The sequence below is a fragment of the Methylomonas koyamae genome (assembly GCF_001644025.1).
Classification (GTDB): domain Bacteria; phylum Pseudomonadota; class Gammaproteobacteria; order Methylococcales; family Methylomonadaceae; genus Methylomonas; species Methylomonas koyamae_A.
The window spans coordinates 18,110-30,517 of record NZ_LUUK01000180.1 but is presented as its reverse complement, the minus strand read 5'-3'; the positions used below and the strand labels follow the sequence as shown (position 1 = coordinate 30,517).

Genomic DNA, 12,408 nt, shown 5'->3' with positions numbered 1-12,408 from the left:
CGCGGAGCGTGGGAACGATTAAAAATATTTGATACAGTACATCATCAGAATTGATGTCGAGAAAACACCATGAGAACCACCGTAACCATTGACGACACCTTGTATCAAAAAGCCCTGGAAATGGCCGATCCGGACATGGACAAGGCCGAAATCTTCCGGGAAGCGATGAAAACCTTCGTGCGGATTCAGGCCGCCAAGCGCTTGGCTGCGTTAGGTGGAACCATGCCGGAGATGGCGGATATTCCCCGAGATCGCCGACAAACCGAACCGTCTGCATGATATTGGTCGATACCTCGGTTTGGGTTGACCATTTCAAAAATCGCAACGAAGACCTGGTGCGTTTGCTTGTTTCCGATTCGGCGTTGATTCACCCGCTGATCGTTGCCGAATTGGCTTGCGGTACGCCGCCCGCGCCGAGAACCCAAACCCTGAACAACCTGCGTCAGCTAAGGTATTGCAATCAAGCTGGTTTGCAGGAAGTGGAAGACTTTATCGAACGAGAATTGCTGTATGGTTTTAGTTGCGGGTTAATAGACCCTGCGACGCTAATATTCTAAATTATTTTTCAACAATTTTTATTATTTCTTCAGTCTTTTTGTCAATTTTATTATTAACCAAAAACCCATACACGCTATCTTTGTAATGATCGGAAATAGAGTAATAGGTTTCATCTGCTTTTTCATTGAAAATCACAATAACACCTCTTTTTATTAGCTCATTAAAAAATGCCGAATTTAATCCCGTCCTATCAGAAAACTTAACAAAAGCCTTCTTTTGGTCTGTGAATTTATTTCTTCGAAAAAAGCTTCCGAAGAACTTTCTTAACTCCTTTTCCAAAACTTCTCGATTGTTTTCAAGTTTTTGCTTAACGACATCAATAATATTCTCTAAATCACCAAGTCTGCATGATTCGAACATGTCAGCTTTAAAGCTCTCCGATATTGAATTGCCGTTTATCCCCTCAAAATAACAATTAACAAACCGAGCCCCCTCAAATTTGGATGATGTAAAACCATTGTATCCAACGAATCTTGAACCCACCACTCTCATTCCTGAAAAATCTATAGTTTTAGCATTCCCGTAAATCGCTAAATGTTTGATTTCGCCATTTGCCGAAAACAGCCTTTTTATAACCTCCGAAAACTCCTCCTTCGATGTAGAAACACCATTTATAAAGGATAATACTTCAACAAAAAAACTTATGGCTTTAAATTTAATGTCTCGCTTTGAGAATACATCTTCTAATGAAATACCCCTTCTTATGTCTTTTAAAATTCTTTGTGCGCATTCTATGAATTCTTCGCTTCGCGAATTAAAATACTTTATTACTTCTTTAAATGCACCACCATCTCCAAATGCATATTTAGACGCTAACAACACAAAATCATCATCACTACGCTTCTTTGTAATAGAGTTAATAATACTCAACCCTCTAAAGTAATCAGATATGAAATCGTATTTGAAACGACAGTACTCCTTATCAAGTTCAATAAGTGGGTTTTTCAAAAGCTTACCAGTAAGGTTTTCAGCATTTTCGCTATAATAAGCTGAAACGAGCTCCTCCAGAACAGCTCTCGGAAATATTTCCGTGTATGAAGCAGCTATCTCGAGAAACAAGTCTAATACTTCGCTTATTTTTATCTCAATAGACTGTCTAACAGATTCTCTTCTTAAAATGGAGTAAACCAAATAATCAGTAATATCCTCATTGCTTTTGTAATCCTTTCCATCAAACGACAAATCCAATCTAATATCATCATTTTCACTTGCATCTTCTACAATTGATGACAACAAGTCAACAATGAAAGGCATAATTCGTTCATCTTTATCTTTAATAATTAAGGGCTCTATGTTTGAAAGAACCTTTCGAATCATTTTCTCTGAATTATCATATTTACCGAATCTTTTTTTCAGATATTTATCACAAGCCTTATTATCAAACCCTAGTAAATTATATTTATCTATGTTTTCATATTTGGCTGTAATGGCCTCATTAAATACATCATTCCTTGATGTCACAATAATCTTGCTAGAAGCCAATTCATTGTTTAAATCATCAATTGATTGCAGAAACAAATCAAGATTAAACATTTCAGGAAAAATAGAAATAAATTCATCTATTCCATCAATAATCAAAACAAGCTTACCTGTTAAAAGTGCGACTTCAAAAGTCACCTTGTCAAAAATAAACCCTCCATCTCCTTGCCGTTCGCATATTCTTGCATATGTCTCATACAAATCATAAACAGATTCAATCTTAGTATTTTCAGATAAAACTCCAAATCCTTCTGACTTTAATTCTTCAGATTGCATCAATACCGAAACTGCATTACCAGAACCTTGATAATGCCCTGCAATATGTTGACACAAAGTTGTTTTGCCTGTCCCTCCTGGCGCAACAATAATTTTTGCTGCAGATTGTTGAGGTAAATTAAGTTGTTTAATGATGTACTCAAAAGCTGGACCAAGCTCTTGCTCATCATTTTTATCAACTAAAGGCTGATCAATAAAAAATGGATTCTTATATGTGCCCTTGTTGTTTTTCGCATCATCATCGATGCAAAAATCCCATATATACTCAGAATAAGTTAACTCTGTTAGCTCCAAGTCTATTCCATTTTCTAACAACATCCGTCTTAAATATCCTTTCTCGCTTCTATTCTCCCTTAGAACAGTTAATGTCTTAATTTTTATTTTATCTCTTTTAACTAGCTCGCAAAATCTTTTGATCGTAGAACTTAAGGTTATGTTTTCAAATAAAAACAGATAGTAATCAATAGAGGGAGATCTTGTTTCCCAAAGCTCGAATTTAATCCTGTTTTTGGATGAAAAATCAGTGGTTTCATTCTTATCAAATACTAACTTTCTTTTTTTGTGATTGATTTTTAAAAAGTCTTCTATACGTGTTAGATTTTTTATCGGAGGCAATTGATGTATAGAGTGCTTTTTTGTAGGACGTCTTTCCTTTGCATCATCAATAATATGCTTTAATAAATCATGAAAGGACTTTTCAAAATTATCATCACTGCGAAAATCTATAAAGAATTTCTCTTTAAGGTAGTTTGGCAGACAATTCCCTTCCCTCAATAACGGAATTATCTTGCTCTTTCCAAGAGAAGAACTCTCTTCCCAATGTCTCGAAGCTGACATTTTTGTCTCTATTCCAACTCCACCTAATCGCCTATTAGCTTTCTCAACATATGTTGGAGTGACAATTACCAATACAATATCCGTTTGAAAGACTCCTTGTTCCATGAAGAGATTTTTGTCTTCGAATGAGTCCAAATTGTATTGATCAAATGCTATATGAAATTCATTAAATTCTTCTAATCGATCGGCGATATTTTTAGTCCACCCCTTATGCTCTTCGGAATCCCAACTGTAGCTTATAAAAAGATTATGTTTTTCCATTCTGATTACTATGTATTTTGTTTTAGTAAAACTTTAATTTACTAAGGCTGTAAAGCGCAATAACCAACATTCGATTTCAATACGCCTGCACCCCAAACCTCAACAACAACCTCGGCAATATATCATCCAGATTCAATACATCCTTATCGGTCAATTCAATTAAATTGAAATTGTATTTCTGGTAAATGGCGAGTTTTTCTTGTTTGCGGGCTAGATATTTAGCGTCGTTGTCGTAACCCCAGAATTCGATATAGACCTTGCCGGTGGGGATGTAGAAATCGCAGTACATTTCTTCTTCGATCGGCAGTTTGCGTTCGTAGGCGTGGACGATTTCGGCCATGTACAGCCAGTTGTCGATCAGCATTTCCGCCTTGGAGCGGACGAAGTGGCCGTCGGTGGTGCGGTGGGTGGCTTCGAATTTGTGGCGGAAGCTGTCCATTTTGTCGGCGTCGGTTTTGGGTTTGTCGACGCCCTTGATGTTATCGACGTTGTCTTTCAACGCCCGGTTGCGGGTGATTTTTTCCGGCCAGCGCACGTAAGGGATGCCGGAGCGGCTGTCTTCGCCTTGCTCGGCGCCCAGCGCCAAACCTTGCTCGGTAACTAGCCAGCCTTTCAGGCCTTTTTTGATCCAGCCCAATTCCGACAGGATGTAGTTTATTTTGTTGGCGGTAAGATCGAACTGTTGCCCCAGCACGGTGGCGGTCAACAGTTTCGGTGCGTCGGGTTTGGCTGGCGGCGCTTCGATGGCCAAATCTTCCGGCCAGGCGACGTATTGGCCGTATTTGCCGTTAAGATAGACGCCACCGGCGGCACTTCCGGCGTTGGTCAGTTGCCATTTGTCGTCTTTTTTTTCGATCAATCCCAAAGCCGTCAGTTGCCCGAACATCTGTTCCTGGGCGATGCCGCGCAATTTGGCGAGTTGGGTGGTGGAAAGCTGTTTTTCGTCGTTCATCGCGCAAGTCGTTTCGTTAGACCGGGCGAATTGTAGACCAAGGTCGGAGAAGTATGGCGGAGAACCTTAACGATGTGCGGTGCGGGGATGCTGTGTGTTCCAGGCGGCCATAAGCCGCAATAACCAACGGGCATTGCGCCGTATTGGGCCATGTTGTTTTGGTGATGTTCTTGTTGGGCTGACGAGTCGTATCTGCCCGGTTTATTGACAGGGTATTGCCGTCGGACGTATGTCAGCGCTTCAAATCGGTAAAACCCGCATTTCCGGCGTGATACCGGCGTCGCGCGCGGACTTGCAAAAATCGCGGTCGAAGGTATGCATCACGGCTTTGCCGCAAGCCGCCAGATGCAGGGCATCGGCGAAATCGGCGCCTTGCGCGTACCATTCCAGCGCATGACTGACGGCTTCGGCATCTTCGACCACCGTGTTGTCTACTTCCAGCAATGCCGAGAAAAATGCGCTGAGTTGGTCGCGGGTTTTCTTGTAGCGGGCGCGCAGCACCCATTCGGTTTCCAGCAGCACGGTGCGCGAGATAAAAATACTATCGCTGGCAATCAATTGGCGAACCACGGCGATCTGTTCCGGATGATCGTCCACCAGCGCCCGCACCAGCAGGTTGGTGTCAAAGGCGATCATGAGGCATCCGAACTATCTTCTTCGTTGAGGTCTACCGGTTGGCATAAGGCTTCGGTAGATAGCGGCGGCCCGTCATGTTTGAGCATACCAATCAAGTCGGCCAAATTACGGCCGGTTTTCTTCGGCGCCGCTTTCAGCGTAACGCCGGACGCATTGGAAACCAGGGTTAGTTCCGTGCCGGCTTCCCAATGCAGTTCGTCGCGAATTTCCTTGGGGATGACAACCTGGCCCTTGCTGGATAGGGTAATCGTGGCGGTAGACACTGGCATACTCCTTCGAGTAAGACAAAAAGTAAGCCGGATTATCCGCTGGCGATGGCTCGTTGACAAGTTTGGGGTGGTGTCTATACCTGGATAGATTTTGCGGCGCCATGTTGTTGCTTGATGGAAACGGATTTCGACATCGACACACCGATAGTGATCTAGGAAAGACATCTCAATGAATATGGCCGTAAGGCGCAATAACCAACAGGCATTGCGCCGATGTTTTGTTTTCATGCGGCGTATTACGCTATCGCTAATACGCTCTACGCGGACTCCGCAGCACATAGTTCCCGAACGGGTAAATCGTCATGCATCAAAGAGTTGATCCGCAACATTTTCCCGATCGGTAAACTTGTCTTGTGCTTTGCGGCATTCTGTCCAATAATTTCCCGAACGGGAAAACCTAATGATCAACATCCAATCCACCCAACAACTTGGCCAAGCGCTACGCACCGCTCGCAAACAGCTCGGATTAACTCAATCCGAATTGGCGTTGGCGGCAGGTGTTGGCGTTCGCTTTATCGTCGACCTCGAAGCAGGCAAGCCGACCGTGCGTCTGGAAACAGTGATGCGCGTGATTGAAGCGCTGGGTGGGCAGGTCATGCTCGATGGCCTGCCGGACATAACCGAAGCACCATGAGCCATTTGCTTGCAGTATATTTATTCGAACGCCGGGTGGGAGATTTGGCCCTGGTTGAAGGCAGACTGCAATTTAGCTACACAGCCAACTGGCTGCAACAGGCCGACGCTGCTCCGTTGTCCTGTTCGTTACCGTTGCAAGTTGAGCCGTTTAACTATCAGCAAACGCGGCCGTTCTTTGCTGGATTGTTACCGGAAGGCAAATTACGCCAACTGATAGCCCGCCAGTTTCAGGTTTCGAAACAAAACGACTTTGCCTTGCTCGACCATATTGGTGGCGAATGCGCCGGTGCCGTTTCGCTATTGTCGCCAGACCAATTACCCGCTGTATCTGAACAAGCGAACGAGATCGACTGGTTATCCGACTCTGACGTAGTTACCTTGTTGGATGAATTGCCACAGCGGCCGATGCTGGCTGGTCAGGATGGTTTGCGCTTATCGTTGGCGGGCGCTCAGGATAAATTACCGGTGGTGTTTGATGGTCAACGAATCGGTCTGCCACGCAATGGCACACCCAGTAGCCATATTCTCAAACCGGCCATCGCTGCCGTTGAAGACAGTGTAATCAACGAAGGTTTCTGTCTGGCATTGGCAGGTGCTATGCAATTCCAGACCGCACAGTCGAGGATTTGTGCCATTCGCGACCGCTCATTTTTGCTGATTGAGCGTTATGACAGAACTCAAGCTGCAATTGGCCAACGCTTGCGTCTGCATCAGGAAGATTTCTGCCAGGCACTGGGCGTGGTACCGGAACTGAAATATCAGAACGAGGGTGGGCCGGGTTTGGAACAGTGCTTTGACTTAGTCCGCCGCGTGACCCGACCGAGTGCGCCGCAGGTGTTGCGACTGCTGGATGCGATCATTTTCAATGCCTTGATTGGCAACCACGACGCCCATGCCAAGAACTTTTCTATCTTGTATGCCGACAAGTGCGCCGTTCTGGCGCCGCTCTACGACGTATTGTCAACCGCCGTTTATCCCAGCCTGACGCCCAAGATGGCGATGCAGTTGGGTGGCAAATACAAATTCAGCGAAGTGCAAGCAAGACACTGGGATCGCTTTGCCCAAGAGGTGGGCTTGTCGGTGGCGCAAACTCGAAAACGTATTCTTGGTTTATGCCAACGGCTACCGCATGTCGCGCGTACTTTGCAGGCATCGGTGGATCATGAATTTGCTGGAAACCCAGTGGTTGGACAAATCGTACAGTTGATCGAGCAACGCGCGGTGCTGGCGGTCAGACGGTTGAATGATAAGGCCTAAAGCCAATCGGCTGGCGTTGATTTTGGCATCGCTTGTAAATGTGTGCAGGACTGGTTTTCGTTGGATGCGCCGGACAATAAAAAACCCGCGAAGCCAATAAACTTGCGGGTTTTTGAATTGGGTTGCATCCGTTTGGATGCATAAATGGTGCCTCAGACCGGAATCGAACCGGTACGACCTTTCGGTCGCGAGATTTTAAGTCTCGTGCGTCTACCTATTTCGCCACCGAGGCCCGGTGCTGTCGCGGAGACAGTAGCCGGCGAATTCTAAAGCAAAGCGCCGAATTGTCAACGTAAAGTTGGCCGTCCGGCGCGGCTTGTTCAGACCGCTTGCTTGATGCGGGCCAGCGCGTTTTCCAGATTGGCCATGCTGGTGGCGATCGAGATGCGGATGTGGCCTGGGCAGCCGAAGGCCGAGCCGGGCACCAGCGCGACGCCGGCTTTTTCGATCAGGTATTCCGCGAATTCCAGGTCGTCGTTGATGCCGTCCAGGCGGGCGATCAGCTTGTCCACATTGGGGAAGACGTAAAAAGTACCGTCGGTCGCCAGGCATTCGATGCCGTCTATCGTGTTCAACTCGGCGACGACGAAGTCGTGGCGCTTCTTGAACTCGACCATCATCGCGTCGATGCAGCCCTGATCGCCGTTCAGCGCGGCTTCGGCGGCGACTTGCGAGATCGAGGTCGGGTTGGATGTGCTTTGCGATTGAATGATGCACATCGCATCGATCAAGTCGGCCGGGCCGGCGCAATAGCCGATCCGCCAGCCGGTCATCGAATAGGCTTTGGAGACGCCGTTCAACACGATGGTACGGTCGTAGAAGCCGGGGTGGGCGTTCAGAATGTTGACGAATTCGCCGTTGTTCCACAGGATGTGTTCGTACATGTCGTCGGTGGCGATTAACACGTCCGGGAAATCGACCAACACGTCGCCGAGAGCTTTCAGTTCGTCCAGACTGTAGGCGGCGCCGGTCGGGTTGGACGGGCTGTTGATCACCAGCAAGCGGGTTTTGGCGGTGATCGCGGCGCGCAACTGGGCAGGCGTGATCTTGAAACCTTGCGATTGGCCGGCTTCGACGATGACCGGCACGCCGTCGGCCAACAGCACCATGTCCGGATAGGATACCCAGTAAGGCGCGGGGATGATGACTTCGTCGCCGGAGTTCAGCAACGCTTGAGCCAGATTGTAAAAACTTTGCTTGCCGCCGCAGGACACCAGGATTTGCTTGGGCTCGTAATCCAGACCGTTGTCGCGCTTGAATTTGGCGATGACGGCTTTCTTCAGGCCGGCGGTGCCGTCCACGGCGGTGTATTTGGTGAAGCCCGAGTTGATCGCATTGATGCCGGCGGTTTTAATGTGTTCCGGCGTGTCGAAGTCCGGTTCGCCGGCGCCCAGGCCGATGATGTCTTTACCGGCGGCGCGCATGGCGGCGGCTCTGGCGGTGATGGCCAGGGTAGGGGACGGTTTGACTGCTTTAACGCGGTCGGACAATGTGATGCTCATGCTTCCTCGGTCGAAATTTACTCAAATGGCCGGCATTATACGGTAATTTGCCGGTTACGCTTGGTTTGGCGCGCTAAAACCGATTATTTTTTAGGGTTTGCCAATTTTGCGGCCAGTTCGTCGGCATAAGCCAGCAGTTGCGCCAGTATCGCCGGATCTTGCTTGTCGGTTTCGGGCGACAGGGCGGCGATGCTGGCTTTAAAACTTTCCAGCGCGCTGGGCCGGTCGGGCGCCGGTTCCAGCAGGCGCTGCCGGCAATGCGCCGACCAAAGCCCGCGCTCTTCGGCGGTCAGGGTTTCCGGATAGTTGCGAGCCCGGTAGCGAAACAGCATTTCCGGCAAGCGGGCATCGTCGAAGCCCGGATCGAAGTCCGCCAGTTCGGCCGGCGACAATTGGCGGATCTGGTTCATCGCGGCTTTGTCGCCGGCACTGAAGAAGCCGCCGCTGTAGATCATCAAGTCCGGATCGTCGGGAGCGTCGGCGTAGTCGCGCCGAAACACCGTGCTCAGTTTGTCGGCCAACGGCGGCGCGGCTTGCAGTTGTTGCAGATGTATCTGGCAACGGCCCAAATCCAGTTGCAGTCGCTCGGCGTCGGCCGGCCGGATCACCGACAGCGGCGCCAGCACCGGCGCTTTGTTGACGTGCACGGTTTTCAACGGGATGCGGGTGACGCCCTCCGGCAAGTCGTCGTTGGCAACAAATAGGCGCTCGCGGATTTGTTCGGCCGAAAGATCGAGCAAGGCTCCGGGATCGGCGGACAGGTCGTAGACGATGATTTCGTTGGCGTTGACCGGGTGCTGGGCCAACGCGACGACCACCGCCAGACAGTGGTTGCGAGCCGGGTAGCGGGCGGAGACATGCACCAGCGGCGTGAAGCTGCCGAGTTTCAACAAGCCGAGCGCTTGGCTTTTTAGGCGGTGCTCGAACAAGTAGTTGAAAAGCTTGGGTTGGTTTTGCTTAATCAGCCTGGCGACGGCGATCGTGGCATGGACGTCGGCCAGCGCGTCGTGGGCGTCGGCGTGGCCGATGCCGTTGGCGCGGGTCAGTTCTTCCAAACGAAAGCTGGGAAGGCCGTCGGCGTTGTCGGGCCATTGAATGCCGTCCGGGCGCAATGCGCGGGCGGCGCGGGCGATGTCGATCAAGTCCCAGCGCGAGTTGCCGTTTTGCCATTCGCGGGCGTAGGGGTCGTAAAAATTGCGGTACAGCAGATTGCGGGTGACTTCGTCGTCGAAACGCAAGGTGTTGTAACCCAGCGCGCAAGTGCCGGGTTGGGCGAGTTGGGCATGGATGCGCGCGGCGAATTCGGCTTCGCACACGCCGCGCTGGCGGGCCACTTGCGGCGTAATGCCGGTGATCAAGCAAGCTTCCGGGTGGGGCAGGTAGTCGTCCGACGGTCGGCAATAGACCATCAGCGGTTCGCCGACGATATTAAAATCGTAGTCGGTGCGCAGTCCGGCGAACTGGCAGGGCCAGTCGCGGCGCGGATCGGCGCCGAAGGTTTCGTAGTCGTGCCAGAAAAAGCTGGGTGCGGTCATGGTGGCTCGGGTGACGGGAAAAATTCCGCAAACTTGCGTTTGCGGCGACTAGCCGGCGGATTTTATCTTATAATCGCCGCCTTATTTTTACGCGACCACCATAGGAAACCGTTTATGAAAAAAACCTCGCTACTCGTTTCAGCGGCTCTGATGTTGTTTACCGGCTTAGCCAACGCGCACGGCCCGGTCAGAGCTAAACTGACCGCGACCCTGACCATCGATGCGCCGGCTGCGAAAGTTTGGGACTTAATTAAGAATTACAACGATATGTCCTGGCATCCATCGATTAAGAGCGTCGAAGGCGGCGACAACACCAAAGGTTCGGTGCGTACCTTGCATCTGCAAAGCGGCGGCACTATCAAGGAAGAGTTGAAATCCTACGAAGACGCCAAAATGGCCTACAAATATAAAATCATCGACATGAGCTCGACCGGTACCATTAAACACGCCGGCCAAGACGAGCCGGTGCCAGTACTGCCGGTCGGTAACTATGCCGCCGAATTGTCGGTGGCCGATAAAGGCGGCAAGGCCGAAATCGAGTGGGTGGCTACTTACTACCGCGCTTATGTCAACAACAATCCGCCGGCCGAGTTGAACGAAGAAGCGGCCGACAAAGCCGTCACCGAAGTACTGACCACCGGTCTGGAAAACGTTTCGCGCAAACTGACCGGCCACGCTGGCAAGGTCGAAATCGAGATGAAACGCTAAACCATGCTCTCAGGATAGAGACGCGCGCTAGCGTCTCTATCGCCTCGGCCGGGTTTCGCTCGGTCCACTTGTTGCTTTCTCGTCATCATGACTCATTTCCGCAAGCCCGTATTGATCGCGACGTTAATGCTGAGTGCCTGGAATGTCCGGGCCGCGCCGGCCGCGTTCATCACCAATCAACTCGACAATTCGGTGTCGGTGATCGATACCGACAAGCAGAGCGTCGTCGAAACCGTCAAGGTGGAAGGCAAGCCGGCCGGCGTCGCGGTGAATTCGGTATTGAAGCAGATTTACATCAGCACGCCGGAAGGCGGCGGTTTCGCGGTGTTGGATAGCGAGCGGCTCAAGGTGCTCAAAGTCGTCAAGGTCGGCGGCGCCTCGCTGGGCATCGCGGCCGACCGCAAGGGCGAGCTGGTGTTCGTGGCCGATTGGTACGAGAACTCGGTCGCGGTTTTCGACGCCAAGACCTTCGCGAAAATCAAGACTATCACGGTCGGCAAATCGCCGTCGGGCATGACGGTCAGTCCCGATAACCGTTGGCTGTACGTGGCCAATCGGATCGACGATTCGATTTCTCAAATCGATCTGGCCAAATTGACGATCCGCAATACCACCAAGGTTGGCGAGCATCCATTCGGCATCGCGGTGGACGGTAAGGGCAAACGCTTGTATTCGGCCAATGTCGAGAGCGACGACGTTAGCGTGTTGGACGCCCACAGTTTAAAACGCTTGGCGACGATCAAGGTTGGCTCCCGGCCTTACGCGGTGGCGCTGGCCTTGAACGATAGCCTGCTGTTCGTGACCAACCAGGACGACGGCACGGTCACCGCGATCGACACCGCGACCTTGAAGCCGGTCGCGGTGATCCCGGTCGGCGACAAGCCCGAGGGCATCTGCACCCATCCCAACGACAGCCAGGTTTACGTCGCCAATTGGTTCGATAACAATGTTTCGGTCATCGACGCCAAGACGCTCAAAGTGGTCAATACCATTAGCACAGGCGAGGGTAGCCGGGCCTTCGGCGAGTTCTTCAGCCGCTAAGCGTCGTATTTTGCGGCCGCTGTGCTAGACTGCGCGCCGCTTACACCATTTTTGAGAAGGCTATGGCTGAAAACGTTGAAGATTTGACCATCCGTTACGAAGACGGCGGCGTCGAAACCGTGAAGGAACTGGATAAAAAAATATTGAGCAAAGGCGCTTGGGCGACGGTGCTCTACCGCTATCAGGATTGGGAGCCGGCCAAGAATCAATACAGCGCCGACCGCTTCAGCATCCGCCGCTATCAAAAGCGCAACGGCGAGTATCAGCAAAAATCCAAATTCAATATTTCCAGCGAAAAGCAGGCCTTGGAATTGATCGAAGCCTTGCAAGGCTGGCTGAAACCGTAAGCGGTTTTGCCGCCGGACTGAATCGGTCTGGCGGAAATGACGCCGGCGATTTCTCGCCGGCGGTGCTCCGTGTTTTTAACACGCCTCTTCGTCGCCCGGCGCCGCGCCGTCCGT

Annotated in this window: 13 protein-coding genes and 1 tRNA gene; 7 read left to right on the top strand and 7 right to left on the bottom strand. The window is 50.5% G+C overall.

Annotated elements, in window-relative coordinates; translation table 11 throughout:
• The first annotated feature begins 69 nt into the window (after window positions 1–69).
• Both A1355_RS15795 and A1355_RS15790 read left to right on the top strand, forming a co-directional pair.
• A complete protein-coding gene (locus tag A1355_RS15795) occupies window positions 70–279 on the top strand; it encodes a type II toxin-antitoxin system VapB family antitoxin (protein WP_064021136.1) in 210 nt (69 codons plus the stop codon).
• Window positions 276–557 carry a type II toxin-antitoxin system VapC family toxin gene (locus A1355_RS15790; RefSeq protein ID WP_064029876.1) on the top strand — a complete coding sequence of 94 codons (282 nt, stop codon included), beginning with the start codon at window positions 276–278 and terminating at the stop codon, window positions 555–557. Before A1355_RS15795 ends, A1355_RS15790 begins: the two co-directional genes overlap by 4 nt.
• Before the next feature lies 1 nt (window position 558).
• On the opposite strand, the gene A1355_RS15785 is transcribed toward A1355_RS15790, so the two are convergent.
• The 4 genes from A1355_RS15785 to A1355_RS15770 form a co-directional block, all read right to left on the bottom strand.
• Window positions 559–3,411 (bottom strand): TIR domain-containing protein, encoded by a 2,853-nt coding sequence (locus A1355_RS15785; protein WP_064029874.1) that lies wholly within the window; start codon window positions 3,409–3,411, stop codon window positions 559–561.
• Window positions 3,412–3,487: 76 nt separating this feature from the next.
• Window positions 3,488–4,363, bottom strand: a complete 876-nt coding sequence (locus A1355_RS15780; RefSeq protein WP_064029872.1) for a hypothetical protein — start codon at window positions 4,361–4,363, stop codon at window positions 3,488–3,490.
• Window positions 4,364–4,603: 240 nt separating this feature from the next.
• On the bottom strand, window positions 4,604–4,999 hold the full coding sequence (locus tag A1355_RS15775; protein WP_064029870.1) for a type II toxin-antitoxin system VapC family toxin: 396 nt from the start codon (window positions 4,997–4,999) through the stop codon (window positions 4,604–4,606).
• Window positions 4,996–5,262 (bottom strand): AbrB/MazE/SpoVT family DNA-binding domain-containing protein, encoded by a 267-nt coding sequence (locus tag A1355_RS15770; RefSeq protein WP_197471828.1) that lies wholly within the window; start codon window positions 5,260–5,262, stop codon window positions 4,996–4,998. The genes A1355_RS15775 and A1355_RS15770 overlap by 4 nt, the downstream gene beginning before the upstream one ends.
• Before the next feature lie 406 nt (window positions 5,263–5,668).
• On the opposite strand from A1355_RS15770, the gene A1355_RS15765 reads away from it, so the two are divergent.
• Window positions 5,669–5,902, top strand: a complete 234-nt coding sequence (locus A1355_RS15765; RefSeq protein WP_064029866.1) for a helix-turn-helix transcriptional regulator — start codon at window positions 5,669–5,671, stop codon at window positions 5,900–5,902.
• Window positions 5,899–7,161, top strand: a complete 1,263-nt coding sequence (locus tag A1355_RS15760) for a type II toxin-antitoxin system HipA family toxin (RefSeq protein WP_064029865.1) — start codon at window positions 5,899–5,901, stop codon at window positions 7,159–7,161. The genes A1355_RS15765 and A1355_RS15760 overlap by 4 nt, the downstream gene beginning before the upstream one ends.
• Before the next feature lie 145 nt (window positions 7,162–7,306).
• Here A1355_RS15760 and A1355_RS15755 read toward each other — a convergent pair.
• The 3 genes from A1355_RS15755 to sbcB all read right to left on the bottom strand — a co-directional run bounded on the left by A1355_RS15755 (window position 7,307) and on the right by sbcB (window position 10,198).
• Window positions 7,307–7,393, bottom strand: a tRNA-Leu gene (locus A1355_RS15755).
• A gap of 88 nt (window positions 7,394–7,481) precedes the next feature.
• The gene (locus A1355_RS15750; protein WP_064029863.1) at window positions 7,482–8,663 is read right to left on the bottom strand and encodes a pyridoxal phosphate-dependent aminotransferase; all 1,182 of its coding nucleotides are present in this window, start codon (window positions 8,661–8,663) and stop codon (window positions 7,482–7,484) included.
• 83 nt (window positions 8,664–8,746) lie between these two features.
• Window positions 8,747–10,198 carry an exodeoxyribonuclease I gene (gene sbcB / locus A1355_RS15745; RefSeq protein ID WP_064029861.1) on the bottom strand — a complete coding sequence of 484 codons (1,452 nt, stop codon included), beginning with the start codon at window positions 10,196–10,198 and terminating at the stop codon, window positions 8,747–8,749.
• Window positions 10,199–10,312: 114 nt separating this feature from the next.
• On the opposite strand from sbcB, the gene A1355_RS15740 reads away from it, so the two are divergent.
• The 3 genes from A1355_RS15740 to A1355_RS15730 all read left to right on the top strand — a co-directional run bounded on the left by A1355_RS15740 (window position 10,313) and on the right by A1355_RS15730 (window position 12,294).
• On the top strand, window positions 10,313–10,906 hold the full coding sequence (locus tag A1355_RS15740; protein ID WP_064029859.1) for an SRPBCC family protein: 594 nt from the start codon (window positions 10,313–10,315) through the stop codon (window positions 10,904–10,906).
• Between the two features lie 87 nt (window positions 10,907–10,993).
• Window positions 10,994–11,947, top strand: a complete 954-nt coding sequence (locus A1355_RS15735) for a beta-propeller fold lactonase family protein (protein ID WP_064029857.1) — start codon at window positions 10,994–10,996, stop codon at window positions 11,945–11,947.
• A gap of 62 nt (window positions 11,948–12,009) precedes the next feature.
• A complete protein-coding gene (locus tag A1355_RS15730) occupies window positions 12,010–12,294 on the top strand; it encodes a hypothetical protein (protein ID WP_064029855.1) in 285 nt (94 codons plus the stop codon).
• Window positions 12,295–12,408: the final 114 nt, after the last annotated feature.

Excerpts from the sequence above, each read along its gene's own strand:
- A1355_RS15795 (WP_064021136.1), top strand. The coding sequence starts at position 70 with ATGAGAACCACCGTAACCATTGACGACACCTTGTATCAAAAAGCCCTG.
- A1355_RS15790 (WP_064029876.1), top strand. The coding sequence starts at position 276 with ATGATATTGGTCGATACCTCGGTTTGGGTTGACCATTTCAAAAATCGC.
- A1355_RS15785 (WP_064029874.1), bottom strand. The coding sequence starts at position 3,411 with ATGGAAAAACATAATCTTTTTATAAGCTACAGTTGGGATTCCGAAGAG.
- A1355_RS15780 (WP_064029872.1), bottom strand. The coding sequence starts at position 4,363 with ATGAACGACGAAAAACAGCTTTCCACCACCCAACTCGCCAAATTGCGC.
- A1355_RS15775 (WP_064029870.1), bottom strand. The coding sequence starts at position 4,999 with ATGATCGCCTTTGACACCAACCTGCTGGTGCGGGCGCTGGTGGACGAT.
- A1355_RS15765 (WP_064029866.1), top strand. The coding sequence starts at position 5,669 with ATGATCAACATCCAATCCACCCAACAACTTGGCCAAGCGCTACGCACC.
- A1355_RS15760 (WP_064029865.1), top strand. The coding sequence starts at position 5,899 with ATGAGCCATTTGCTTGCAGTATATTTATTCGAACGCCGGGTGGGAGAT.
- A1355_RS15750 (WP_064029863.1), bottom strand. The coding sequence starts at position 8,663 with ATGAGCATCACATTGTCCGACCGCGTTAAAGCAGTCAAACCGTCCCCT.
- sbcB (WP_064029861.1), bottom strand. The coding sequence starts at position 10,198 with ATGACCGCACCCAGCTTTTTCTGGCACGACTACGAAACCTTCGGCGCC.
- A1355_RS15740 (WP_064029859.1), top strand. The coding sequence starts at position 10,313 with ATGAAAAAAACCTCGCTACTCGTTTCAGCGGCTCTGATGTTGTTTACC.
- A1355_RS15735 (WP_064029857.1), top strand. The coding sequence starts at position 10,994 with ATGACTCATTTCCGCAAGCCCGTATTGATCGCGACGTTAATGCTGAGT.
- A1355_RS15730 (WP_064029855.1), top strand. The coding sequence starts at position 12,010 with ATGGCTGAAAACGTTGAAGATTTGACCATCCGTTACGAAGACGGCGGC.